The 20,237-nt window shown below is 51.2% G+C and carries 22 protein-coding genes; 12 read left to right on the top strand and 10 right to left on the bottom strand.

Features of this window, described 5'->3' with window-relative positions; genetic code table 11:
* Nucleotides 1–3: 3 nt before the first annotated feature.
* The 3 genes from B9G79_RS16825 to B9G79_RS16815 are packed head-to-tail and all read right to left on the bottom strand — an operon-like array spanning nt 4 to nt 4,229.
* Complete coding sequence (locus B9G79_RS16825) at nt 4–507, bottom strand: response regulator (protein WP_011162897.1); 504 nt, start codon at nt 505–507, stop codon at nt 4–6.
* Between the two features lie 11 nt (nt 508–518).
* Entirely contained in the window at nt 519–3,917 is a 3,399-nt protein-coding gene (locus B9G79_RS16820; protein WP_088566518.1) for an ATP-binding protein, read from the bottom strand.
* Between the two features lie 6 nt (nt 3,918–3,923).
* On the bottom strand, nt 3,924–4,229 hold the full coding sequence (locus B9G79_RS16815) for an Hpt domain-containing protein (protein ID WP_232468843.1): 306 nt from the start codon (nt 4,227–4,229) through the stop codon (nt 3,924–3,926).
* 125 nt (nt 4,230–4,354) lie between these two features.
* Between B9G79_RS16815 and B9G79_RS16810 the strand changes: the two genes are divergently transcribed.
* Both B9G79_RS16810 and rnk read left to right on the top strand, forming a co-directional pair.
* Entirely contained in the window at nt 4,355–5,248 is an 894-nt protein-coding gene (locus tag B9G79_RS16810; protein ID WP_232468841.1) for a phosphate/phosphite/phosphonate ABC transporter substrate-binding protein, read from the top strand.
* Nucleotides 5,249–5,461: 213 nt separating this feature from the next.
* A complete protein-coding gene (rnk, locus tag B9G79_RS16805; protein ID WP_088566515.1) occupies nt 5,462–5,872 on the top strand; it encodes a nucleoside diphosphate kinase regulator in 411 nt (136 codons plus the stop codon).
* Here rnk and B9G79_RS16800 read toward each other — a convergent pair.
* Entirely contained in the window at nt 5,869–6,249 is a 381-nt protein-coding gene (locus tag B9G79_RS16800; RefSeq protein ID WP_088566943.1) for a cell wall hydrolase, read from the bottom strand. The genes rnk and B9G79_RS16800 overlap by 4 nt on opposite strands.
* 125 nt (nt 6,250–6,374) lie before the next feature.
* On the opposite strand from B9G79_RS16800, the gene B9G79_RS16795 reads away from it, so the two are divergent.
* Nucleotides 6,375–7,355: an NAD(P)H-quinone oxidoreductase gene (locus B9G79_RS16795; protein ID WP_088566514.1), complete on the top strand. Its 981-nt coding sequence runs from the start codon at nt 6,375–6,377 to the stop codon at nt 7,353–7,355.
* Between the two features lie 6 nt (nt 7,356–7,361).
* Here B9G79_RS16795 and B9G79_RS16790 read toward each other — a convergent pair whose 3' ends face one another.
* Nucleotides 7,362–8,228, bottom strand: a complete 867-nt coding sequence (locus B9G79_RS16790; RefSeq protein ID WP_232468840.1) for a M14 family metallopeptidase — start codon at nt 8,226–8,228, stop codon at nt 7,362–7,364.
* 114 nt (nt 8,229–8,342) lie between these two features.
* Here B9G79_RS16790 and B9G79_RS16785 point away from each other — a divergent pair, with 114 nt between their 5' ends.
* Nucleotides 8,343–9,245, top strand: a complete 903-nt coding sequence (locus B9G79_RS16785; protein ID WP_088566512.1) for an aminoglycoside phosphotransferase family protein — start codon at nt 8,343–8,345, stop codon at nt 9,243–9,245.
* Nucleotides 9,246–9,307: 62 nt separating this feature from the next.
* Nucleotides 9,308–9,922 carry a DUF899 family protein gene (locus B9G79_RS16780; RefSeq protein WP_088566511.1) on the top strand — a complete coding sequence of 205 codons (615 nt, stop codon included), beginning with the start codon at nt 9,308–9,310 and terminating at the stop codon, nt 9,920–9,922.
* Here B9G79_RS16780 and B9G79_RS16775 read toward each other — a convergent pair.
* A complete protein-coding gene (locus B9G79_RS16775) occupies nt 9,919–10,767 on the bottom strand; it encodes a pirin family protein (RefSeq protein ID WP_232468839.1) in 849 nt (282 codons plus the stop codon). The two genes, B9G79_RS16780 and B9G79_RS16775, sit on opposite strands and share 4 nt — an antisense overlap.
* The gene (locus B9G79_RS16770) at nt 10,724–11,134 is read right to left on the bottom strand and encodes an STAS/SEC14 domain-containing protein (RefSeq protein WP_232468838.1); all 411 of its coding nucleotides are present in this window, start codon (nt 11,132–11,134) and stop codon (nt 10,724–10,726) included. Before B9G79_RS16770 ends, B9G79_RS16775 begins: the two co-directional genes overlap by 44 nt.
* 111 nt (nt 11,135–11,245) lie before the next feature.
* On the opposite strand from B9G79_RS16770, the gene B9G79_RS16765 reads away from it, so the two are divergent.
* Nucleotides 11,246–12,409: a benzoate/H(+) symporter BenE family transporter gene (locus B9G79_RS16765; RefSeq protein ID WP_088566509.1), complete on the top strand. Its 1,164-nt coding sequence runs from the start codon at nt 11,246–11,248 to the stop codon at nt 12,407–12,409.
* Here the strand turns inward: B9G79_RS16765 and B9G79_RS16760 are convergent, their stop codons facing one another.
* Complete coding sequence (locus tag B9G79_RS16760; RefSeq protein ID WP_088566508.1) at nt 12,410–13,027, bottom strand: 16S rRNA (guanine(527)-N(7))-methyltransferase RsmG; 618 nt, start codon at nt 13,025–13,027, stop codon at nt 12,410–12,412. It lies immediately after the preceding gene.
* A 196-nt stretch (nt 13,028–13,223) separates the two neighbouring features.
* Here B9G79_RS16760 and B9G79_RS16755 point away from each other — a divergent pair, with 196 nt between their 5' ends.
* The 5 genes from B9G79_RS16755 (at nt 13,224) to infA (ending at nt 16,839) form a co-directional block, all read left to right on the top strand.
* On the top strand, nt 13,224–13,982 hold the full coding sequence (locus B9G79_RS16755; RefSeq protein ID WP_232468837.1) for a transglycosylase SLT domain-containing protein: 759 nt from the start codon (nt 13,224–13,226) through the stop codon (nt 13,980–13,982).
* 61 nt (nt 13,983–14,043) lie between these two features.
* Entirely contained in the window at nt 14,044–14,541 is a 498-nt protein-coding gene (gene tpx, locus B9G79_RS16750) for a thiol peroxidase (RefSeq protein WP_088566507.1), read from the top strand.
* 94 nt (nt 14,542–14,635) lie between these two features.
* Nucleotides 14,636–15,991, top strand: coding sequence for a DEAD/DEAH box helicase (locus B9G79_RS16745; RefSeq protein ID WP_232468836.1), 1,356 nt, complete (start codon nt 14,636–14,638; stop codon nt 15,989–15,991).
* 256 nt (nt 15,992–16,247) lie between these two features.
* Nucleotides 16,248–16,553, top strand: coding sequence for an RNA recognition motif domain-containing protein (locus tag B9G79_RS16740; RefSeq protein ID WP_088566505.1), 306 nt, complete (start codon nt 16,248–16,250; stop codon nt 16,551–16,553).
* Between the two features lie 64 nt (nt 16,554–16,617).
* Nucleotides 16,618–16,839, top strand: coding sequence for a translation initiation factor IF-1 (infA, locus tag B9G79_RS16735; RefSeq protein ID WP_011162918.1), 222 nt, complete (start codon nt 16,618–16,620; stop codon nt 16,837–16,839).
* A 34-nt stretch (nt 16,840–16,873) separates the two neighbouring features.
* Here infA and B9G79_RS16730 read toward each other — a convergent pair whose 3' ends face one another.
* Nucleotides 16,874–18,121 (bottom strand): NAD(P)/FAD-dependent oxidoreductase, encoded by a 1,248-nt coding sequence (locus B9G79_RS16730; RefSeq protein ID WP_088566504.1) that lies wholly within the window; start codon nt 18,119–18,121, stop codon nt 16,874–16,876.
* Between the two features lie 78 nt (nt 18,122–18,199).
* Nucleotides 18,200–18,784 (bottom strand): dihydrofolate reductase family protein, encoded by a 585-nt coding sequence (locus B9G79_RS16725; RefSeq protein ID WP_232468835.1) that lies wholly within the window; start codon nt 18,782–18,784, stop codon nt 18,200–18,202.
* A gap of 183 nt (nt 18,785–18,967) precedes the next feature.
* Here B9G79_RS16725 and B9G79_RS16720 point away from each other — a divergent pair, with 183 nt between their 5' ends.
* Nucleotides 18,968–20,197: a DEAD/DEAH box helicase gene (locus B9G79_RS16720; RefSeq protein ID WP_088566502.1), complete on the top strand. Its 1,230-nt coding sequence runs from the start codon at nt 18,968–18,970 to the stop codon at nt 20,195–20,197.
* The last annotated feature ends 40 nt before the right edge of the window (nt 20,198–20,237 follow it).

Genomic DNA, 20,237 nt, shown 5'->3' with positions numbered 1-20,237 from the left:
ATCTTAGGACGACATTTCCTCGATAATCTTGCGCAGTCTCATCTCAGAAGATTTGGACATATCCGCATAGATTTTACGAAGATGAGAGGATCTCACAGCATCGTTTTTGGAAGACTTCATCTCGCGCCCGAATTTCAAAGCCGCGCAGACGCTTTCGATCACGACTTTGCGTTTGGAATCCTTGGTGATGAAGTCAAAGGCGCCCAAAGAAAGTGCTTCCAGGGCGCGGGAATGATCTCCGTGAGCCGTTAGCACAACAAACGGGGTCATTTGACCCAAAGAGCGAACATAGGCCAAAAACTTAAGACCATTCATGTGGGGCATTTCAATATCAGACAAGATGGTGTCGAACTCCTGGGCCTTCACGAACTGGAGGGCGGCAGAGCCGTCTTCGGCTTCCACGATTTCATCCACAAATTCTTTTAAGAAATGCTTCAACAGCTCTCGGATGTCGGAATCGTCCTCGACGATGAGCAATCGGCTTTTCTCTTCTTGTGGCGCAGCCATCCTTGGTTCTCCTACAGAGAGTATTTGTTAATGACTCCCAACAGGGTGTCCTTCTTAAACGGCTTGGCGATGTGATCGTTGCAGCCGGCCCGCAAGGATTTCTGCCGATCTTCCGCCAAAGCGTGCGCCGTTAAGGCGATGATAGGAACCGGAGCTTTGTGACTTTCCTTTTCCCATTCACGGATTCGATCAGTGGCTGCATAGCCATCCATCTCAGGCATTTGCACGTCCATAAAGACGATGTCAAACTCACCTGACTTTATCTGATCTATGGCTTGAAGTCCATTCTCTGCTTCAATTATTTCAAAGGGCTCGTTCTTAAGATAGTGCGTGAACAGGGTGCGATTGTCCTCGGTGTCATCAGCAATCAGGATCTTCACCTTGTGATTCGGGTCACGCGGCTTCGGACTTACAAAATCCAGTTCAGGGGTGCGCATTGGCACCGGCTTGTGGTTCACTGGGTTGTAGATCTGTTCGCGATACGGAATTGTGAAAAAGAACGTCGTTCCAGTGCCCGGGCGGCTTTTAAACCAGATCTGGCCTCCCATCAACTCAACCAGGCTCTTGGAAATAGCAAGTCCCAGCCCCGTACCACCATACTTTCGGGTGACGGAGTTGTCGGCCTGGGAAAACTTCTGGAAAATCATGTGCTGGCGATCCTCAGGAATCCCGATGCCTGTGTCGGTAACGCTGATAAGCAGAGTGTCTTTTTTGGACGGATTCTTGCCGATGACCAGACGCACCTGGCCCTTATGGGTGAACTTGATCGAGTTCCCGATCAAATTGATCAGCACCTGGCGAAGTTTCGTCGGGTCGCCCATCAGGTGAGGCGAAACTCCCGGAGCAATTTCACACATACAGCTCAGACCCTTTTCCAGGGCGCGTGGCTTCATCATGTCCTCAACGTCGGCGATCAGCTTCGTCATCTCAAACGGGATGTTTTCAATGGAAACTTCGCCGGCTTCGATCTTGGAAAGATCCAGAATATCGTTAATGAGCGACATCAGAACCTCGCCCGCTTTGCAGAAGATCGTCACATAGTACTTTTGATCGGCGTCCAGCTTGGTTTCTTTCAGCAGTTCTGCCATTCCCATAATTGCGTTCATTGGTGTGCGGATTTCGTGACTCATTTGAGCCAGGAATTCGGACTTGGCCTGCGAAGCCTTCAGGGCTTCGTTCTTGGTGGTGATCAGGGATTGCTCCACCCGACGAAGCTCGGTGATGTCCTGAGTGGTGACGTACATGAACAGGGCATTGCCATAGTCGTCGTACTCAGTACGGCCCTGACAGCGCACCCAGATCAGATCGTTGGAATCCTGCTTTTTCATGCGCAGATCCACGTGGAAGGGGGCGATATTTTTGTGTGCTTCTGCCAGGGCTTTATCAAAGACCGGCAGATCCTCTGAAAGAATCAGCGAGCGGAAAAGATCATAGCTTGGAACGACATTGTCCGGGGTCAGGCCCAGCAGGTGGAATTCTTCCTCTGACCACAGGCATTTTCCGGTGCGGATGTCCCAGCGGAAGGATCCCGTTCTGGACAGGGACTGGGATTCTTTCAGAAGTTCCTCTTTCAGCTTCAGTTCTTTTTCGATTTCCTTTTTCCAGCGCATGTCGGTGCCCATCATGGCCAGAAGAATCTTCCCTTTGTTTTCAGTGTTGACGCGGGCCCAGGAAACTTCCAGCGGGACACGGTCGCCGGTGATTTTCTTTAAGGAAGCTTCCGCCGTGTGGGTGGACTTGTGGATGTCACGCTCGCGCAAGGAGTTTTCAATCACCGAGTAATCGGTTTCAAGCCACAGGCTGAGGTCGCTGTTTTTCAGAGTGTGCCCCGGGGCTCCGGTCAAAGACTGGGCGGTGGGATTGAAACCCCGCACGCGGAAGTTCTTGCGCAGGCTGTCCTCGACGTCCTCCACCTCGACGATGAAAAAGACTTCGTTCAGGGAATAGACCACATTTTCCAGGAAGTCGCGCGCGGCCTTGGTTTTGCGGAAGTCCTCGCGGACCTCGTCGAATTTCTGGTACAGGTCTTTGTACTCATCCTCTTCCGGAGCGGGCAGGACTTCGCTGAAGTTGTGCGATTTCAGTTTGTCCAGGCCGTCGGCCAGCACCTGCGACGGAAAGAACATGCGGCGATAAACCAGCCATGCTCCGGCTAATGCCAGACTCCACAGTAAAAAGCCTCCGATAAAGAACCACGGCAACTTGTAAGACAGCGGTGCCAGGCTTTCATTCAGATCCATTTTGCTGATAATGATCCAGTCGGTATTGTCAGCGACATTCACGCGCCCAGCGGACTGCAGGCTGCGTGTGCCCAGATAGTCTTCGCCGGAATCAAAGGCCACACCCCGCTCCATATAGCGGCGAACCTGAGTCGGCGGAAGAATCAAAGACAAAGATGCCGAGCGGGACCGCTCAATACTTTCCAGGGCTGTGCGGGCGTCATCTTGCTGGCGAACTTTCTGAGCGAAGCTGTCGGGGCTTTCCAGATACATGCGCGGGTTGTTGCGCACAAACCCGTCCGTGCCGAAGGCGACAACTTCGCCGGTCATGCCAAGACCCAGTTCTTTCCATTTGCGATTGTGGGAAAGAATCTGATCAATACGATCCAAAGAAAGCTGGAAAACCAAAGTTCCCACAAAATTAGTCTGATCAAACAGCGGCATTGTCAGGAAGGCCGCAGGTGTATGCCAGAAATGACTGATCGGAGTAAAATCAAAATACTTGGTGGCCCCTTTGGGGGCATTCAGAGACCAGCGATAGGCCTGAGCCAGACGGGAATTGGAAAGCGGGCCGGAAATAAGGTTGTCCCCCAGGGCCAGGGACTTTGCGGCTGAATAGGCCACCGTGCCGTTGGGTTCAATCAGCAGAACATCGCTCAGGTGAGAGCGCTCCAGAACATCGAAGAGTTTTGAATGAAGACTTTCGTAGCTTCGGAAATAGTCCAGCCCGGAAAACCCGCTGACGGAAGCTAGCTGAGGCAGGGGGCGGTTCTGGGTGCGTGCACTTTCCTGAAACTGATATTGCAAAAACAGCGGCAGGGCTGTGAATTGTTCCAGTATCCGGGGATAATCAGAGACCTGTGAGGGATTGCGCTCTTCCATTTCGTTGCGCCAGGCCGTGGGCTTTCCGTGAGAACGAAGCCAGGTCTGCAGTTGCTGGTGCTCTTGTGGATAACGGCGCAGGAACTGAAGAATCGGCGTGTATTCCGAAGTCAGAACCAGAGCGTTCTTCAGATAGGCAAATTCTTTTTGAATTTCATCGGACTTGAATTCACGAATCTGCACCAGACGTTCGCGGGTGCTTTGTTCCAGCGAAGAACTGCCCATCTTGTAACCAACAGTTCCGGCAATGAGCAGGGTGCCCAGTACCAGAACTGAGGTAAAAAGAAACAGGCGGTTCTTATGGTTCATAGGCTCCTACATCGGGACGTAATGAATCTCGATATTCAGAAAGTGAATGCGCATCTTCTTCACAAGTTCAGGCAAGGGGGTTGCGTCGTTTTTCTTCGCGGCAACTTCCATTTGCGCGGCAAGGTCGCTGAGTTCGGCAAAGCCGTATCCTGCAGCAGCACCTTTGATCTTGTGAGCCATTTGCGCGATAGACTGGAGATCGTTTTTCTCCACGAGAGCGCTAAGGGACTCAATGTCCTTCTTCCGATTCTCAATAAACTGAGGAATCAGATCTTGTAGATCAGCATCGATTTCAACCTTAACCTTAGACATTTCCATGCCCTCCTTATCCTCGAAAACTGCTCAGGTTTACAATTCATATTAGTTTATGACAGTGTTTATTGCATACATTTAATACCAAGAGTAAATTCGATGAGAAATCTGTGAGGAGAAGCGCCTTGTTGAAGTTTTTTCTTGTCGTCCTGTTCCCGTTTCTTTTGATTACATGCACGTCACAAAAGGAGCTGGGAAGCCGTGAAAAGCCTATTCAGTTTGCACTGGTTCCAGGCCAGGATTCGGCTGTGCTTATGGAAAACGGGAAGCTGCTGGAAAAGTGGATTCTGGAAAAGTCCGGTTTGCATGTGCGCATGCAGGTGCCGGTCAGTTATGTCGCCGTGGTAGAAGCTATTGGCTCGCAGCGCGTGGATGTGGCGATCTTAAATACGTTCGGCTATGTGCTGGCTCACGACAAGTACGGGGCTCAGGCCAAGCTGATTGGTGTGAACCGCGGCATCTCTGAATACTGGGGTCAGATCATCACTGCCGATCCCGGAATCAAAAGTGTGAACGATCTGCAGGGTAAGAAGTTTGCTTATGTCGATCCGGCTTCCACCTCCGGCTATATTCTTCCGGCGAAACTTTTCAAGGATCAGAATATCAAACTGGGCGACACTGTTTTTGCCGGTAAACACGACAGCGTGGTGATGATGGTTTATCAGGGACGTGTGGATGCCGGGGCCACGTATCACACTCCATCAGAGGACGGCATTCCCCAGGACGCGCGCCGGCTGGTCAAATCGCAGTTTCCTGATGTTTATGAAAAGGTTCGTATTGTTCAAAAGACTGAATCCATTCCCAGCGATCCGGTTGTCTTTCGCAAGGACTTTCCGGCGGATCTCAGTGCCCGTCTGATCGCCGCTCTGAAAAGCTTCCCGTCCACTCCAGAAGGAGCGAAGGCCCTGAAAAACCTCTATCACCTGGAGGGATTCAAGGATTGTTCGGACAAGGACTATGAAAAGGCCCGTAAAATTCTTTTGGAAATGAGCCAGCAGGTTCAAGAACCCGCAAAGTAATCAGTGACTTACAGTCTTTTCGCACTCGACCTTGAAAAAGCGGCCTGAGTGCGGTTTAATGACTTAATGAGCCGCGCAACATTCGCAAATCTTATTCTGAGATTCTGTTGCAGCAGAGAAATTCTGCTGAAGGCCTAGTTTTACCTTTTCGTTCCCCGCATTTTTAAAAATCAAATCAACTTAACAACAGCTCTTATTCCTTTAGGAGGAGTTATGAACAACAACACAGAACCTCGCATTCTTATTACTGATCAGGATTTCCATCGTCTGTCCGCTTTGGTTTCTCAGGTGGAAGGTCCTTTTGCTGAAGCTTTGGAAGAAGAGCTCAGCCGCGCCAATGTGATCGCGCAAAAAGAAATCCCTAAAAATGTCGTGACCATGAATTCCCGCGTGCAATTCCTGGATGAAGCTTCCGGTCAGGAAAGTGAAATGACTTTGGTGTATCCGCAGGATGCAAAACTGGAAGAAGGACGCTTGTCGATTCTGGCGCCGGTGGGGATTGCGCTTTTGGGCTTGAGTGTTGGTCAGGAGATCAACTGGAAGCTTCCTAACGGTCAAAGCAAGAAGCTGAAAGTGCAGGCCGTGACCTTCCAGCCGGAAGCCTCAGGCAACTTCGATCTTTAATCGCGAAGCTCTCGGCAGACGAGAGCTTTCTTTTCCTCATTCTTGGTGTAGGTGGCTTTGAATTCACGGCCACCTTGTGAGTAGGAAAGCTGCGCATCGACGCGGATGTCTTTGGAGTTCCACAGTTGAACGTAGGTTTGATTGTCCAGAAGAGGAATCTGATAAACCCGGGCCGGCGTGCTTTCCACCACCACCAGATTTTGCAGCAGATCGATTTTGCCCATCTGCATGTTTTCCGCAGGATCGAAATATTTCTTCATGCGAATGGATGAAAAGTTTCCGTACTCGCCGTCAAAGCGGCAGGTGTAGACGGAACTTTCTTCAGCTCCAGCCGTGACAGCACTTGTGATGATTAATCCCAGCAGCAAGATTCTCATATAAATCTTATCGTGTTTCAGGCCTTCGGGCTTAACGCCCGGCAACTGGTCTATGGCCCAGTTTCAAAGTCTTGACGACGGAAAAAGCCGGGCGCATTTTGAATGAATCCCAGAAGGAGTCAATCATGCGTGTTATTGAAATCACCCAGCCCGGCGGACCTGAAGTTTTGAAAGTGCGTGAGCGTCCAAAGCCTGAACCGGCTGCCACCGAGGTGTTGATTGAGATTCATGCCAGCGGCGTGAATCGTCCCGACTGCGCGCAAAGACAGGGATCTTATCCGCCTCCTCCAGGGGCGTCGGATATTCCGGGGCTTGAAGTGGCGGGCAAAGTCATCGCCGTTGGCGCGGAGGTCACTCGCTGGAAAGTGGGCGACATGGTTTGTGCGCTGGTCACCGGTGGGGGTTATGCCGAATATGTGGCGGCGCCGGAAGGGCAGTGTTTGCCGATTCCTGAAGGCATGAGTGTGACAGAGGCTGCGGCATTGCCGGAAACCTTCTTTACTGTCTGGACGAATCTGTTTGAAAGTGGGCGTCTGCAAAAAGGCGAGACCGTTTTGATTCACGGCGGGGCCGGAGGCATCGGCACCACGGCGATTCAGATGGCGGCGTCTTTGGGGGTTCGGGTCTTTACGACGGTGGGAAAAAAAGAATCCGTGCAGACGTGTCTGGATCTGGGCGCTGAAAGGGTGATCCTTTACAAGGAAGAGGACTTTGTCAGCGTGGTGAAAACACTGACGGCGGATAAAGGTGTGGATGTCATTCTGGATATGGTGGGTGGAGATTATTTCGCCCGAAACATTGAGGCGCTGGCGATGCAGGGACGGCTGGTGCAGATCGCCACTTTGCAGGGGGCGAAGGTGGAACTGGATTTGCGCAAAGTGATGTTTAAGCGACTGACTTTGACGGGTTCAACCTTGCGTGCGCGTCCGGTGGCGGAAAAATCCCGTATTGCCGATGCTTTGCTGAAAAATATCTGGCCGCTGCTGAATAAAAATCAAATGCGCCCGGTGATTTACAAAGTTCTTAAGCTGGAACAGGCCGCAGAGGCCCATGCGATGATGGAAGCCAGTCAGCACACTGGAAAAATTGTGCTGACGGCCCGCTAAACAGGACTATTCCAAGTGCTCTCTTTGACGGGAGCTCTTGTCACATTTGCCGGTAAAGGCATGATTCTGAGCGCGCTCTTTAGGCGCGTTTTCAAAGAAGCGGCGAAGGCCCGGAACGTTTACGTCAATCATTTGTTTCATCTGATTCTGGGACGGAGAATGAGTCGTGCCCATTTCAAAGAGCAATGACCATACGCCGTGCTTCCAATAAGCGTAATCTTCAAAGGCGCCATCGGCGGCGTAAAGAAGCTCTTTGGAATTTCCAACCTGATAACCGCTTTCCACGACGGCATCTTTGGAAAGACCGATGAAGGTGCTGTCATAGGCGGTTTCCGTGTCACGGGTTGAGAAGCCCCATGGATAAAGAACGGCCGGCCAGTGGGTGTGCAAGGTGGCGGAGCTGACGATGTTGGCTTTTTCCAGGAACTCCGCCAAAGCTTTGGTGGCCTTGGAGCGGTGAGAGGCGCCGTTCACACAAGGGCCTGGATAATCACGGTTGGGATCCACAGATCCGCTGGAGGTGCGCTCGTAACGGTTGCGGGAGTTGTAGCCGGAAATATTCAGAACCGGAATGACGTAAACGGTGTGACCCGGAATCGGATTTCTGGCAAAGGCTTCGGCCGCACCCAGGGCCACGGCGGTGGAGCCGTACTCGTTCCCGTGGTGAGTGGCAACAATCAGATCGGCAATTTCACCGTTTCCGATTTTAAGACCCGAGATCATCTGACCGGAATCAGACTGACCGATATCGATCCATTGAGCGTTGGTGGGATTTTCCTGAACAATGCGGCGAAGAGTGTCAGTCACACTCACGTAATTGCTTGCAGGAGCGGCTTTCGTCATCAGAAATAAAGACAGAATCATTTCTAGCATGAATTCAGGCTGGGCGCGTTCCTGTCTTAAGTCAAAAGCCCCTCTCCCAATCTGGATCAAGGTCCAAAAGGTACCTGCTTACTTTTTCCGAAGCGCTGTGCCAGAGTCAATAGTATGAATTTTCCCGCACCGTTTGTGAAAAACATCCGCGACACTTTTGGTATTGCTGGCGAAGAGTGGCTGCAAGGCCTTCCGTCTTTGTTGCGCGGGCTTTGTGAACGCTGGGATCTGACGATCACCGGGCACGCCGAAGATCTTTCTTATAACTTCGTGGGATATGCGCGCACCAATGCGCAAAAAAATCCTGTGGTGCTCAAAGTACTTTGTCCTGATGGAATTCTGGATAAAGAGCTGCAATGGCTTAAATACTATTCCGAAGTCACTCCGGCAGTGCTGGCGGTGGAGTCGGATCAAAGAGCTTTTATGATGCAGATGGTGTCACCGGGCAGTTCACTGAAATCACTGGTGAAGGCCGGTAAAGATGGCGAAGCCACGTCAGTGATTGCGCAAATGATCCGGTCTTTGGGTAAAGAGCGGCCCGCGGGGACCCTGCCTTACAAGCATGTGCGCGACTTCCTGCCGACACTGTCACTGTTGCACGGAAGACTTTCTTCAGAGCTGGTGCTACTGGTAGCCGTTCTTTATGACGAACTTTGTATGACGGCTCCGCGCGATGTGCTTTTACACGGGGACCTTCATCATGACAATATTCTGGCTTCTGCCGACGGCTGGAAGGTCATTGATCCACATGGATATGTGGGTGACCCGGCCTTTGAAGTCGGGGCGATGATTTCAAATCCGCTGGATTGTTATCCTTCAGGACAACCACTGGAAAAGATTCTTGATCAGCGTCTGGACATTCTTTATCGCGAGCTTGCGATGGATCCTTATCGTATTTTGGGATGGACATTCTGCTATTCGATGCTGTCAGCCGCCTGGAGCATTGAGGATCGACAAGAGGTTCCGGAAAACCTTCTGCAGATTGTCCGGATCCTTGGCAGTAAGATCACGTCATAACCTGACGGAATACACGCGGACAAAAACTTCCACTGTAACTAGAATGAAGGCAGGGGGCGTTTATGTTGAATGAAAATCCTCTGGGCGAAATTCAAAAACTTGAAAACGACATTTATCGTTTGCAGCGCCGTCTTGAAGTCTTAAGAAAAGAAAATCCACCATTGGAAGTCAAAAACTACATTTTCAAAAACCTTCACGGAGAAGTGACCTTGCGTGATCTTTTCGATGGCAAGGATCGGTTGCTGGCCATTCACAATATGGGGCAGGGTTGTCGTTCATGCACAATGTGGGCGGATGGTTACAATGCTTTTTTACCGGCGCTGGAAGAACAGTTCGCCGTGGTGATGTTTTCAAAAGATCCTCCTGAAATACAGCGGCGTTTTGCCAATGATCGGGGCTGGCGCTTTAATATGGTTTCCCACGGTGGGGGACTTTACATCCGGGAACAAAGTGTAGTGCCGGGAAAAAACAATATGCCGGGCCTGGTGTACTATGAGCGGCGCGGGGAGCGCATCTTTAAAAAGAACAGCAGTGTGGTGGGGCCGGGGGACACATTCTGTCCGGTGTGGAGTCTGCTCAGTCTGGCCGGTATCGGCATGGATGAATGGACGCCCCAGTACCATTACTGGAGCCGTCCTGAAAGAATGGACGATGGAGGCATGAACCTCAGTCTTTAGCCGAATTTTCCGGCTTGATAGTCCTCGATAGCCTCGATGATTTCTGCTTTGGTGTTCATCACAAACGGTCCGTGGGAAATCACGGGTTCATTGAAAGGATCAGCATGGGCAAAAAGAATCACAGCATCTTCTTCCGCATTGACCCGCAGGGTATCACCGTCGTTGTTAAACTCAACCAGTTGAAACCGCTCGGCAGTCTGACCGTTGACGGTCACCGAACCGCGCACGACATAAAAGAAAATATTCCGCGGGGCTGAGACTGTCAGATCCAACTGGGCGGAGGCCTTCAGGTGAAGCAACTGGCACTGGATGTCGACCAGGGGTTCAAAGGCGCCCTTTTCCCCCAGCCAGGATCCAGAGACGACTTCCACAGTCACTTTGCCGTCATCGGTTTTGATCTTTGGAATGTCCGGGGCCTGCAAGCCCCTGTAGTTGGGCTTGGTGCGTTTGAGTTTTGCCGGAAGATTCACCCACAGTTGCAGGATTTCCAGCGGCCCGCCTTTCTTCATGAATTCTTCTGAAGACACTTCTTCATGTATCAGGCCATCCCCGGCGGTCATCCACTGCACGCCACCGGCGTTGATCACACTTTCATGCCCGCCGCTGTCACGATGGGCGATGTCGCCTTCCAGAATAAAGGTCACGGTTTCAAAGCCGCGGTGCGGATGCGGGCCAAAAGGCAGACCGTGATTCGGTGAAGGGTAAGTTTGCGGCCCGTGATGATTCAAAAACAAAAACGGATCCACGATGCGCACTTGATGGGTGGGAAGTGCGCGTCGGGTGATCAGGTCGTCAATATCCTCACGGATTGCGGAGGCCACTTGCTTTATTGATCGTTGCTTCATCCGGTTCCTTTTCCGCCAGCCAGGCACGGGCCTGATCCAGCTCTTTGCGGGTGAAAACCTCAATGTCAGTGCCCACAATCGGATCAAAGAAATTACTGACGTTTTTCACCCAGTGGATGTCTGTAACTATAGCAGCTTTCGGGATTTTCTTGAGATTTTTTATGCCAAAACGAAGGTCTTTCCAGAAGGCCGCAAGTTCGATCTTGCCAATGTCACGAACTTCTTCCAAGACGCTGACTTCACCCCAGTCATCAATGCGTTTTTGTATCAGATTCAGAAGGGGTACAACGGAATCCTTACTAATATCCCCGTCGACCAGAATTTCTATGTATTTGAATTCGGGGTGTTCAGCGGTCACTTTCAACATGGCAAACTCCTTCTTGCAGATGAGCTTGTTATCGTCTTTCACAAGGCGGAACGGGGACAAATTAAATTCCCCCTCCTTGTTGAACAGCAAAGTGCGTGGTAGCGTTCAGACATGAAATCAATGACTTCCGTTCTTCCCAGTGTGGCGACAGGCATCGTGGCGGTGCTGGTGGGCTTTGCAAGCTCCGTGGCTCTTCTTTTTCAGGCAGCGCAGGCGGCGGGGGCGACCGCGTCCCAGGCCAGTTCCTGGGTCTTTGCGGTTTGTGTTGGAGCGGGGTTGGTTTCCATTCTTTTCTCGTGGCATTACAAGATGCCGATTCTGGCTGCGTGGTCCACGCCGGGCACCGCCCTGTTGGTGGCAAGTTTTGCGACTCCCATTCCGATGCCCGAAGTGATTGGGGCCTTTGTTTTCTGTGGAGTGCTGATTGTGCTTTCAGGGATTACGGGGATTTTTGCCCGCGTGGCCAACCGTATTCCGGTGGCACTGGCCTCCGCGATGCTTGCGGGAGTGTTGGTGCGTTTTGGAATGGACGTGTTTCATTCCTTAAAAGCCCAGCCCGTGATGGTGTTGGTCATGCTGGCGGTATATTTTGCCGCCCGTCGTTTCAGTCCGCGCTTTTCAGTGCTGTTTGTGCTGCTGGCCGGGGTGCTGGTGGCCCAAGCGCAGGGGATGCTGGATTTTTCTTCGGTACGACTTGAATTTGCCCGTCCTGAGTTTGTGGTGCCTGCGTTTTCTTTCCCGGTAATGATCGGTATTGGCCTGCCTTTGTTTGTGGTGACGATGGCTTCTCAGAATCTGACAGGGGTGGCGGTGTTGAAAGCGTCAGGCTATCAGCCGCCGATTTCACCGGTGATCACGGGAACAGGTTTTGCGACTTTGTTGTTGGCTCCCTTTGGTGCATTTTCGGTGAACTTTGCAGCGATCACCGCGGCGATTTGTGCCGGGCCGGAGGCGCACCAAGATCCAGCCAAGCGCTATATCAGCTCTATTTCTGCCGGTGCTTTCTATTTGCTGATTTCACTTTTTGCCGCCTCGATCATGGCGGTGTTTGCGGCTTTCCCCAAAGAGCTGGTTTTGTCAGTGGCAGGCATTGCCTTGTTTGCGACGATTGCAAACGGCTTGGCTTCAGCGATGCGTGAAGACTGGAGTCGTGAGGCGGCATTGCTGACATTCCTGGTGACCGCTTCGGGTGTGACCTTGTGGGGGATCGGTTCGCCATTTTGGGGCTTGGTGGCCGGAGGCATCGGCCTTGTGGTGACAAGGCCTGGGAAATAATTAAATCAGAACCAGATGGCGTTCCACTTCCAGTACTGGAGAACTCAGCGGCTGGATGGTGACTTTCAGGTCTTTGAACTTCTTGCGAGCCAACGCGACTTCTTCGTCGATCTTTTCTTTACGGCCCTTCAGCAGGAAGTACTTGCCGCCTTTTTTGTAGTAATCACGGCTGAATTCCAAAATCACATCCACCGGCTTGAAGGCGCGGGAAGAAACCACTTCGATTCTTTCAAGCTTTGGCGGGATCTCGCCGTGAATGCGCAGGTTCGGCGCGATGCTGACGCAGCGATTTAAGAAATCCTGTTTCAGTTTGGATTTTTCAAACAGGTGATACTCAACATTCGGGAACTGGATGGCATAGATCACCCCCGGAAGTCCCCCGCCGGAACCAAAATCCGCCGCCACCTTTACATCCTTCGGAAAGTCCTTGATCGGCAGCAGGCAGTCGATGACGTGATTGTCGATCAATTCCTCGTAGGTCATTTTACGGCTGATCAGATTCAGCTCTTCATTCGAGGACCACAACAGATCCAAATAAGCCTTTAGCTGAGGCAGGGCGGATTCGTTGAAACCAAGCTGTAAAAAAATCGCACGACGTTTTTCGAAATGTTCAGACATCCCCCAGTTGTAAAGACTTCGCCGCCAAAAGGGAAGTTCAGACTCTGGACCGGCTCACTTTTTTGTCGTGAACCGGCCTTCAGTGTGTAGGAAATCCATGATTTCAGGTTTACGGAAAAAGGCCCAGAAAATTACAAAAACTTCGACAGTTTGACCAACAGTCAAGCACCGGGATTTTTTTGCCGATGGGTTCAGAATGAAAAACACCCCTCAACACAAACTATTTTTCGTAGTCGCCCTGTTGCTTGTTGTTCAGATCCTGGCGGGTTGTAAATCCTCTAGCTCCACGACGGTGGGTTCTTCGGAAAACTCCTCGTCGTCGACTCCTGATACCGGCACCACGACGCCGGACCCTGTGGAACCAGAGGTGGTTCCGCCGGTGACGCCTCCTTCCGTGGATAATAATCTGCGCGAAGTCATTCCTTTATGGGAAGACAAGGTGACTGACGGCAAGGCCTGGTCCACGCACGTTTACAGTGCATTGGATAAGCTGGGTCCAAATCTGCTGGATGTGATCCCCGCCGACCGCAGCTTGTTCTGTCCGAAATATTCCAGTTTGTCTTATGCCCAGCGCAAACAATACTGGGCCTTCATGCTGTCGTCCATGGTAAGATTTGAGAGTAACTTTAAAACTGAAACATCCTATACCGAGGACTTCAATGACAGTAACGGCAAGCGCGTGATCAGTCGTGGTTTGCTGCAGATTTCCATCGAGTCCGGCAACGCCTATGGTTGTGGTTTTAAGTCCACCAAAGATCTTCACGATCCGTTGCAAAACCTGAGCTGTGGTATCAGAATTCTGGATCGCTGGGTGGGCCGTGACGGGCGTATTGCCGGTAAAGTGAGCGGGGCGTGGAAAGGTGGCGCCCGGTACTGGTCGGTGCTGCGTGCCGGTGACAAGACCAGCTATAAGTCCATTGTGAGCTGGAGCCAGAATCTGTCCATTTGTAAGTAGATCATTTTGATCTTCACCGGATCGGTGCTATGCTGGGTTCGCTTAAACAAAAGGAGCATCCATGGCATCGATCACACTCAAAGGCAATCCCGTTAATACTTCCGGCACTCTTCCAGAAGCGGGCACTGCCGCCAAAGACTTCAAATTTGTGCGCAACGATCTTTCTGAAGTTTCTTTGAGCACCTATGCAGGCAAAAAGAAAGTTTTGAACATCTTCCCAAGCGTGGACACTGGCACTTGTGCGGCGTCTGTTCGTCGCTTCAATCAGGAAGCCTCTAAATTGGACAACACGGTTGTTCTGAACATTTCTGCGGACCTTCCGTTTGCTCAAGCCCGTTTCTGCGGTGCTGAAGGCATCAAGAACTGCGAGACTGTTTCCACTTTCCGCAGCTCTTTCGGCAAGGACTGGGGTGTTCAGATCATGGATTCCCCGCTGGCAGGCCTTCTTTCCCGCGCGGTGGTGACCCTTTCTGCTGACAACAAGATTTTGTATGTTGAGCAGGTGTCCGAGATCGTCAATGAGCCGAACTACGAAGCGGCTTTGGCGTCTTTGAAGTAATCAGGTCTGTTATAATTGCAAAGCGGCTTTGGGCGAAGGCTTAAAGCCGCTTTTTTTTGTCTCTTTTCAACGGGTTGTGGTACACCTGCGCCCTATGAAACTGCATAATTCCCCCGTTCGCGCCAAGACCTTTCAGGAAATGAACCTGGCACCTGTACTGCTGCCGGCTTTGACCAAAATGAAAATCTCCAAACCGACGCCGGTGCAAAGCCAGGCGATCCCGGCAAGCCTGGATGGTTCTGATATCATCGCCATCGCTCAAACGGGCAGCGGCAAGACGCTGGCTTTTGCCTTGTCTTTGCTGACCACTTTGCAGAAAAAACCTCAGGCCCGGGGTCTGATTTTGGTTCCCAGCCGTGAAATGGCCCAGCAGATCTACAAAGTCTTTCTGGAACTTTGTGCAGAAATGCCGGTGTCTGTGTGCCTGGCAATCGGCGGGACCACGGGTTCAAAGCAAGCCAACCAACTGAAGAAAAATCCGCGTCTGATCATCGCGACGCCGGGTCGCATGAATGACCATCTGTCCGGCAACAAGCTGCTTTTGCAGAATGTGGAAGTGATCGTCCTGGATGAAGCCGACCGCATGCTGGACATGGGCTTTGCCCCGCAGCTTCGCACGATTCAAAGCACTCTGCGTGGTCCGCGCCAGACCATGATGTTCTCGGCAAGCTTTGGTTCCAATGTGGAATCCATCGCACAATTGTTCATGAAACCGGATGTGGTGATGGTGCGTTCAGAAAAAGCCGAAGCGCCGGTGGAAAGCCTGAAACAAAAGGTTCTGTTCCTGGATCGTTCGATGAAAAATGACCGTTTGCTGGATGAACTCAACGCCACTCGCGGCGGTGTGATCGTCTTCACGGGCAATCAGGAAAACTGCGAGGCAGTCGGGAACTATCTGAAAGAATACGGTTTTTCAACCGACCTGATTCACGGCGGGCTTTCTCAAGGGCAAAGAAACCGTGTGGTTCGTGGCTTCCGTGAAGGCGAGATCCGCATCGTCGTGGCAACCGATCTGCTGGCGCGGGGCCTGGATGTACCGCATGTGGATCACGTGGTGAATTTTGATCTGCCATTCCAGTCAGAGGACTTCCTGCACCGAATCGGACGGACCGCTCGCGCGGGCCGTGGTGGTGAGGCCATCACCTTTGTCACGCCGTCAGACACACGCATGTACGCCAAAATCAAAGGCTACTTGCAGGGCGCTCAGGAAATCAAAGTCGATCCGACTTTTGCGTTCATTGATCGCTCGAAAAAGTTTGATAAAAACAAACCTGCCAAAGGCAATGAACCTCCTCGCCGGAATGCACCGGGGAAACCTCAAGCCGCGAAAAGCGCGACCCCCGTGGGAAAACCTAAAAGCAAAGGCGGCAAAATCAATCCCTTTGCCGGTAAAACTGTAGCGCCCCAAAAATCAGGACCGAAGAAGTCAGGATTTGCGAAGAGAAAATAAAGAAATGGCTCTCTGAAAACAGAGCGAGTGTGACTCACCCCGATGAACGGCTTGATGTATTTTGACTGATTTCAGTGTCAGTTCGGCGGTGAGCGACTTGAGGCAGTGTTTTGTATACTTTCTTCATATGCCGATTTGGCTATATCTATCGCCACTCGCGTGTGTTCTACTAAGGATCACACTGTCGTTCACATAGTTCATTAGATGTCCTTTTGTCTTCTGCGAATGGCCCCCAAGCTTTTAACGGAGGCAAAAAATGGGAAAAAAAATTTACGTCGGCAATCTTTCTTTCAATGTCGATCAAGATCAACTAAATGATGTTTTCGCGGAGTTCGGCACTGTTGATTCTGTCAACATGATCACGGACCGTGAAACAGGTCGCAGCAAAGGCTTCGCTTTTGTTGAAATGTCCACTGATACCGAAGCTCGCGCCGCAATTGAGAAATTGAACGGTATGGAGTTGGCGGGTCGTGCAATGAACATTTCTGAAGCTAAACCACAAGAGCCACGCTCTGGTGGCGGCCCACGTCGCAATGGCGGCGGCTCTCGCCGTTCTTACTAAGAACCATGGGAAGGCCGGTTCCTCAAAAGACCGGCCTTGTTTTTTTTAAAGTGCAGGGAGGCCTATGGCAAAGGACGATTTGGTAAGTATTGACGGAAAAGTATCTGACATGTCCGGCGGGGGTGTTTATTTCATCACTCTTGATAACGGTGTTGATATTCGCGCGCGCTTGTGCGGAAAAATGAAAAAGTTCAGAATCAAAGTTGTGGTCGGTGACCGTGTCACCGTGGGTTTGTCACCTTATGACCCCACCCACGGACTCATTACTCATCGCTTTAAAGCCTAATAATTTTCCAGGATCCTTAAGGCGCGAATCGAATTTAGAAACGATTCGCGTTTACAACCGACATATCAATAAACGGTTTCTTGCCTTCGATAAGATCTGCGACCAGCAGTCCTGTGCCGGCGCCGCTTTGCAGTCCCAGCATCTGGTGGCCAACGGCCAAAACCAGATTATTCAGATTGTTATGATATCCAATCAAAGGCACACCATCCGGAGTGCACGGGCGAAGTCCCGCCCACAGTTCCTGGACTTGAAGCTCTTCAGGCAAATGCAAGAATTCTTTCGCACCTTTTTTAATGCTCTCGACACGTCTTTGCGTGATCGAGAAGTCCTGATCGACCAGTTCCAGGGTGCCGGCAATGCGCAGAGAGTTTTCGCGTGGGGTGATGGCGATCTTTTTTTCGACCAGCATGATCGGGTACTGCGGTTGCTTTTCCAAGCTCGGAACGATCATCGCATAACCTTTGCCACCCAGAATCGGCACACGCAGACGCATCATCTTGGCCATGGATTTGGACCAGCTGCCGGTGGCCATGACAATCTGCTTGGCGCGAATGGTGCCTTGGGATGTTTTTACGGACTCAATGCAGTTGCCGGAGATTTCCATATCCTGCAGTTCGCAGTTTTCTAAAATCTCGCCGCCGTGTTTGCGGATTTCTTTGGCCAGCGCCTGGACCACCAGATAGGGTTCAGCCATGGCTTCTTTATCAAAGTAAACGCCGCCCAACAGGGGACCTTTCAATGCGGGTTCCATCTGCTGGATGTCGTCGCCATTCAAAATCCTGCCCGTAACACCGATGTCTTTGACGTATTCCAGCTCCTCAACGGCGGCGGCCACACCGGCTTGGGTGCGGCTGACCATCATCAGACCTTTTTGCTGGAAACGGATTTCTGGATAAAGCTGTCCCAGCTTTTCATATTCAGTCAGGCTTTTCTGGGAAAGCACCACCAGGGCATCGACCGCGCGGCGGGCCTGGGTGGCGTTCATGTTCTTCATAAAGTGGTACATCCAGTTCGCCAGATCCAAAGACAAAGAAGGTTTTATGTAAAGAGGACCCTCTGGATTCAGCAGCCACTTCATTGATTTTATCAGCATTCCCGGCATTGGCAGAGGCATGGCAAAACAAGGAGTCATCCATCCGGCATTGCCGTAAGAGCAGCCTTTCCCCACGGTGCCTTTATCAATCACACACACTTTGGCGCCACGACGAGAAAGTTCAGCACCCACAGACGCGCCAATAATACCGGCGCCTACGACCAGAATATCCACTTCTTTATTTTGCATTTCTCTATTTGATGAAGTTTCGTACCCAAAAGCAAGAGTGCTGGTCCTGAAAGTTCTCGGTCATGAGAATATTTGCGTTTAGTGAAGGTCGTCGTGAACGGCCGCTGGACGATAGCGCAGGAATACGTTTCCGTTTTTAAAACTGCGACACTCTATCAGCTGCAGATCACGGCGGGACTTCAATCCGTCAAACTGGGACCGTCCAGAACCCAAAAGAAGAGGCAGCACCACAACGGAATATTCATCAATAAGTTTGGCCTCGGCCAGCTGGGCAACAATGCTACCACTTCCCAGGATGGCAATGTCCGGGCCGTTTTGCTTCTTTAGTTTTCTGATTTCACTGACCAGATCACCTTTGATCAGTTCTGAGTTTTCCCAGGTCACTTCGTTCAGACTGTGCGAAACCACGTATTTTTTCATGCGGTTCATGCCCTCGGCAATTTCCGGCATGGCCTCTTTGGCGGAAGGTGTCGGCCAGAAGCCGGCCATCATGTCGTAGGTCTTTCTTCCAAACAGCAGAGCGCCTCCACCTTTGGCATTGGCGGCGACAAAGGCGGTGAATTCGTCATCCTGCTCCTGATTATGGGCCCAGCTCATGTCTGAGTTTTTATCCGCAAAATAGCCATCCAAAGAGACGGAGTTAAAGACGGTGATGGTGGGCATAAGGCCTCCTTGAAGTGCCCTTATTTTAAGTCCGTTTCGGGGTTTTGAAACCCTGCAATTTGTCATTTCGATTTAGGACCCGTTTGAGGGGTAAATTCTGGAAATTTCTTCCTTTTTTCAATTAAAGGTCCCGCTTTTTCAGGCCCTGTGGTAGATGCTTCGTTTAATTCCAAGAGGTTTCCCGTGAAGTTTGAAAAGTTCCATCTGTCTGAAGATTTGCTGCGTAACCTGAACGACAATGGTTTCTTCAGAACCACCGACATCCAGTACAAGGCCATTCCCTCTATCTTGAAGGGTGAAGATGTGCTGGCGATCGCCCAGACCGGCACCGGGAAGACTGCCGCCTTTGCCATTCCAATCATCAACATGATCCACAGTGAAAAAAGCAGCAAACGTGCTATCGGGATCAAATGTCTGGTATTGGTTCCCACCCGGGAGCTGGCTCAGCAGATTGGCGAGGTCTTCAACAAACTTTCCAAACACACCAAAGTGAAGCCTTTTGCCCTGATTGGTGGTGTGGAGCAGGATGCACAAATTCAGAAGCTTCAGGACGGGATTGATATTTTGATCTCAACACCGGGCCGTATGTTTGATCTGATTGCCCAGGGGCATATTGATATCAGCCGCATCGAAACTTTGGTGCTGGATGAAGCTGACCACATGCTGGATCTGGGTTTTATCGATGACATCACTTCCGTGAAACGCAAACTGACGAAACGTCATCAGACTTTGTTCTTCTCTGCGACCATCAATCCGGAAATCAAAAAGCTGGCGTTCTCTCAAGTTCGCAGCAGTGCGATCCGCATTCAGATTTCTCCGGAAGACCCTGTTTCCAAAAACATCGCGCACTTTGTGATGTTTGTTGAAATGGACGATAAACGTTTCTTCCTGGCGGAATACCTGCGCCAGAATGCCGATGGCAAGTTCATCATCTTCGTCAGAACCCGTGTTCGCGCAGAACGTGTTGCCAAAGCTTTGGCCCGCGTTGAGGTTCAGTCTTTGACCCTGCACGGGGAAAAAGATCAAACCGACCGTGCTGAGGTGATGAAAACCTTCCGCAAAGGGGACTGCAAGGTTCTTATCGCCACGGACTTGAGTGCTCGTGGTATTGACATCCCGGATGTCACTCACGTGATTAATTATGATCTTCCTGAAAAGTCTGCCAACTATGTCCACCGCATCGGGCGCACCGGACGTGGCTTTAATAAGGGCGTGGCGGTTTCTTTCTGCAGCAACGAGGAAAAACCTTTGCTGGAAGAAATCCAAACCCTGCTGGGTAAGCCTATTGAAGTGATCAAAGTCAGCAAGACTGACTATGAGATCATCGCGTCCCAGCCGGAGCACGAGCTCAGCCTGCAGGAGATCATCGAGGCTGCGGAAGCGTCCATGAAGCCTCGTAAGAAACGCAAGTAACCCGCATATTGTTTTGACATAAAAGACTCATGTTTTAAGA

The organism is Bdellovibrio bacteriovorus (genome assembly GCF_002208115.1).
In the GTDB taxonomy this organism is placed as follows: Bacteria; Bdellovibrionota; Bdellovibrionia; order Bdellovibrionales; family Bdellovibrionaceae; genus Bdellovibrio; species Bdellovibrio bacteriovorus_C.
The sequence above is the reverse complement of the archived record's forward strand: the minus strand, read 5'-3'. Positions and strand labels throughout refer to the sequence as shown.

Bases quoted from the DNA above. Each gene is read 5' to 3' on its own strand.
- B9G79_RS16760 (WP_088566508.1), bottom strand. From the start codon at position 13,027: ATGTCTGAACATTTCGAAAAACGTCGTGCGATTTTTTTACAGCTTGGT.
- B9G79_RS16745 (WP_232468836.1), top strand. From the start codon at position 14,636: ATGAAACTGCATAATTCCCCCGTTCGCGCCAAGACCTTTCAGGAAATG.
- B9G79_RS16755 (WP_232468837.1), top strand. From the start codon at position 13,224: ATGAAAAACACCCCTCAACACAAACTATTTTTCGTAGTCGCCCTGTTG.
- B9G79_RS16780 (WP_088566511.1), top strand. From the start codon at position 9,308: ATGTTGAATGAAAATCCTCTGGGCGAAATTCAAAAACTTGAAAACGAC.
- B9G79_RS16795 (WP_088566514.1), top strand. From the start codon at position 6,375: ATGCGTGTTATTGAAATCACCCAGCCCGGCGGACCTGAAGTTTTGAAA.
- B9G79_RS16785 (WP_088566512.1), top strand. From the start codon at position 8,343: ATGAATTTTCCCGCACCGTTTGTGAAAAACATCCGCGACACTTTTGGT.
- B9G79_RS16770 (WP_232468838.1), bottom strand. From the start codon at position 11,134: ATGTTGAAAGTGACCGCTGAACACCCCGAATTCAAATACATAGAAATT.
- B9G79_RS16740 (WP_088566505.1), top strand. From the start codon at position 16,248: ATGGGAAAAAAAATTTACGTCGGCAATCTTTCTTTCAATGTCGATCAA.
- B9G79_RS16730 (WP_088566504.1), bottom strand. From the start codon at position 18,121: ATGCAAAATAAAGAAGTGGATATTCTGGTCGTAGGCGCCGGTATTATT.
- infA (WP_011162918.1), top strand. From the start codon at position 16,618: ATGGCAAAGGACGATTTGGTAAGTATTGACGGAAAAGTATCTGACATG.
- rnk (WP_088566515.1), top strand. From the start codon at position 5,462: ATGAACAACAACACAGAACCTCGCATTCTTATTACTGATCAGGATTTC.
- tpx (WP_088566507.1), top strand. From the start codon at position 14,044: ATGGCATCGATCACACTCAAAGGCAATCCCGTTAATACTTCCGGCACT.
- B9G79_RS16725 (WP_232468835.1), bottom strand. From the start codon at position 18,784: ATGCCCACCATCACCGTCTTTAACTCCGTCTCTTTGGATGGCTATTTT.
- B9G79_RS16775 (WP_232468839.1), bottom strand. From the start codon at position 10,767: ATGAAGCAACGATCAATAAAGCAAGTGGCCTCCGCAATCCGTGAGGAT.
- B9G79_RS16765 (WP_088566509.1), top strand. From the start codon at position 11,246: ATGAAATCAATGACTTCCGTTCTTCCCAGTGTGGCGACAGGCATCGTG.
- B9G79_RS16825 (WP_011162897.1), bottom strand. From the start codon at position 507: ATGGCTGCGCCACAAGAAGAGAAAAGCCGATTGCTCATCGTCGAGGAC.
- B9G79_RS16800 (WP_088566943.1), bottom strand. From the start codon at position 6,249: ATGAGAATCTTGCTGCTGGGATTAATCATCACAAGTGCTGTCACGGCT.
- B9G79_RS16815 (WP_232468843.1), bottom strand. From the start codon at position 4,229: ATGTCTAAGGTTAAGGTTGAAATCGATGCTGATCTACAAGATCTGATT.
- B9G79_RS16820 (WP_088566518.1), bottom strand. From the start codon at position 3,917: ATGAACCATAAGAACCGCCTGTTTCTTTTTACCTCAGTTCTGGTACTG.
- B9G79_RS16790 (WP_232468840.1), bottom strand. From the start codon at position 8,228: ATGCTAGAAATGATTCTGTCTTTATTTCTGATGACGAAAGCCGCTCCT.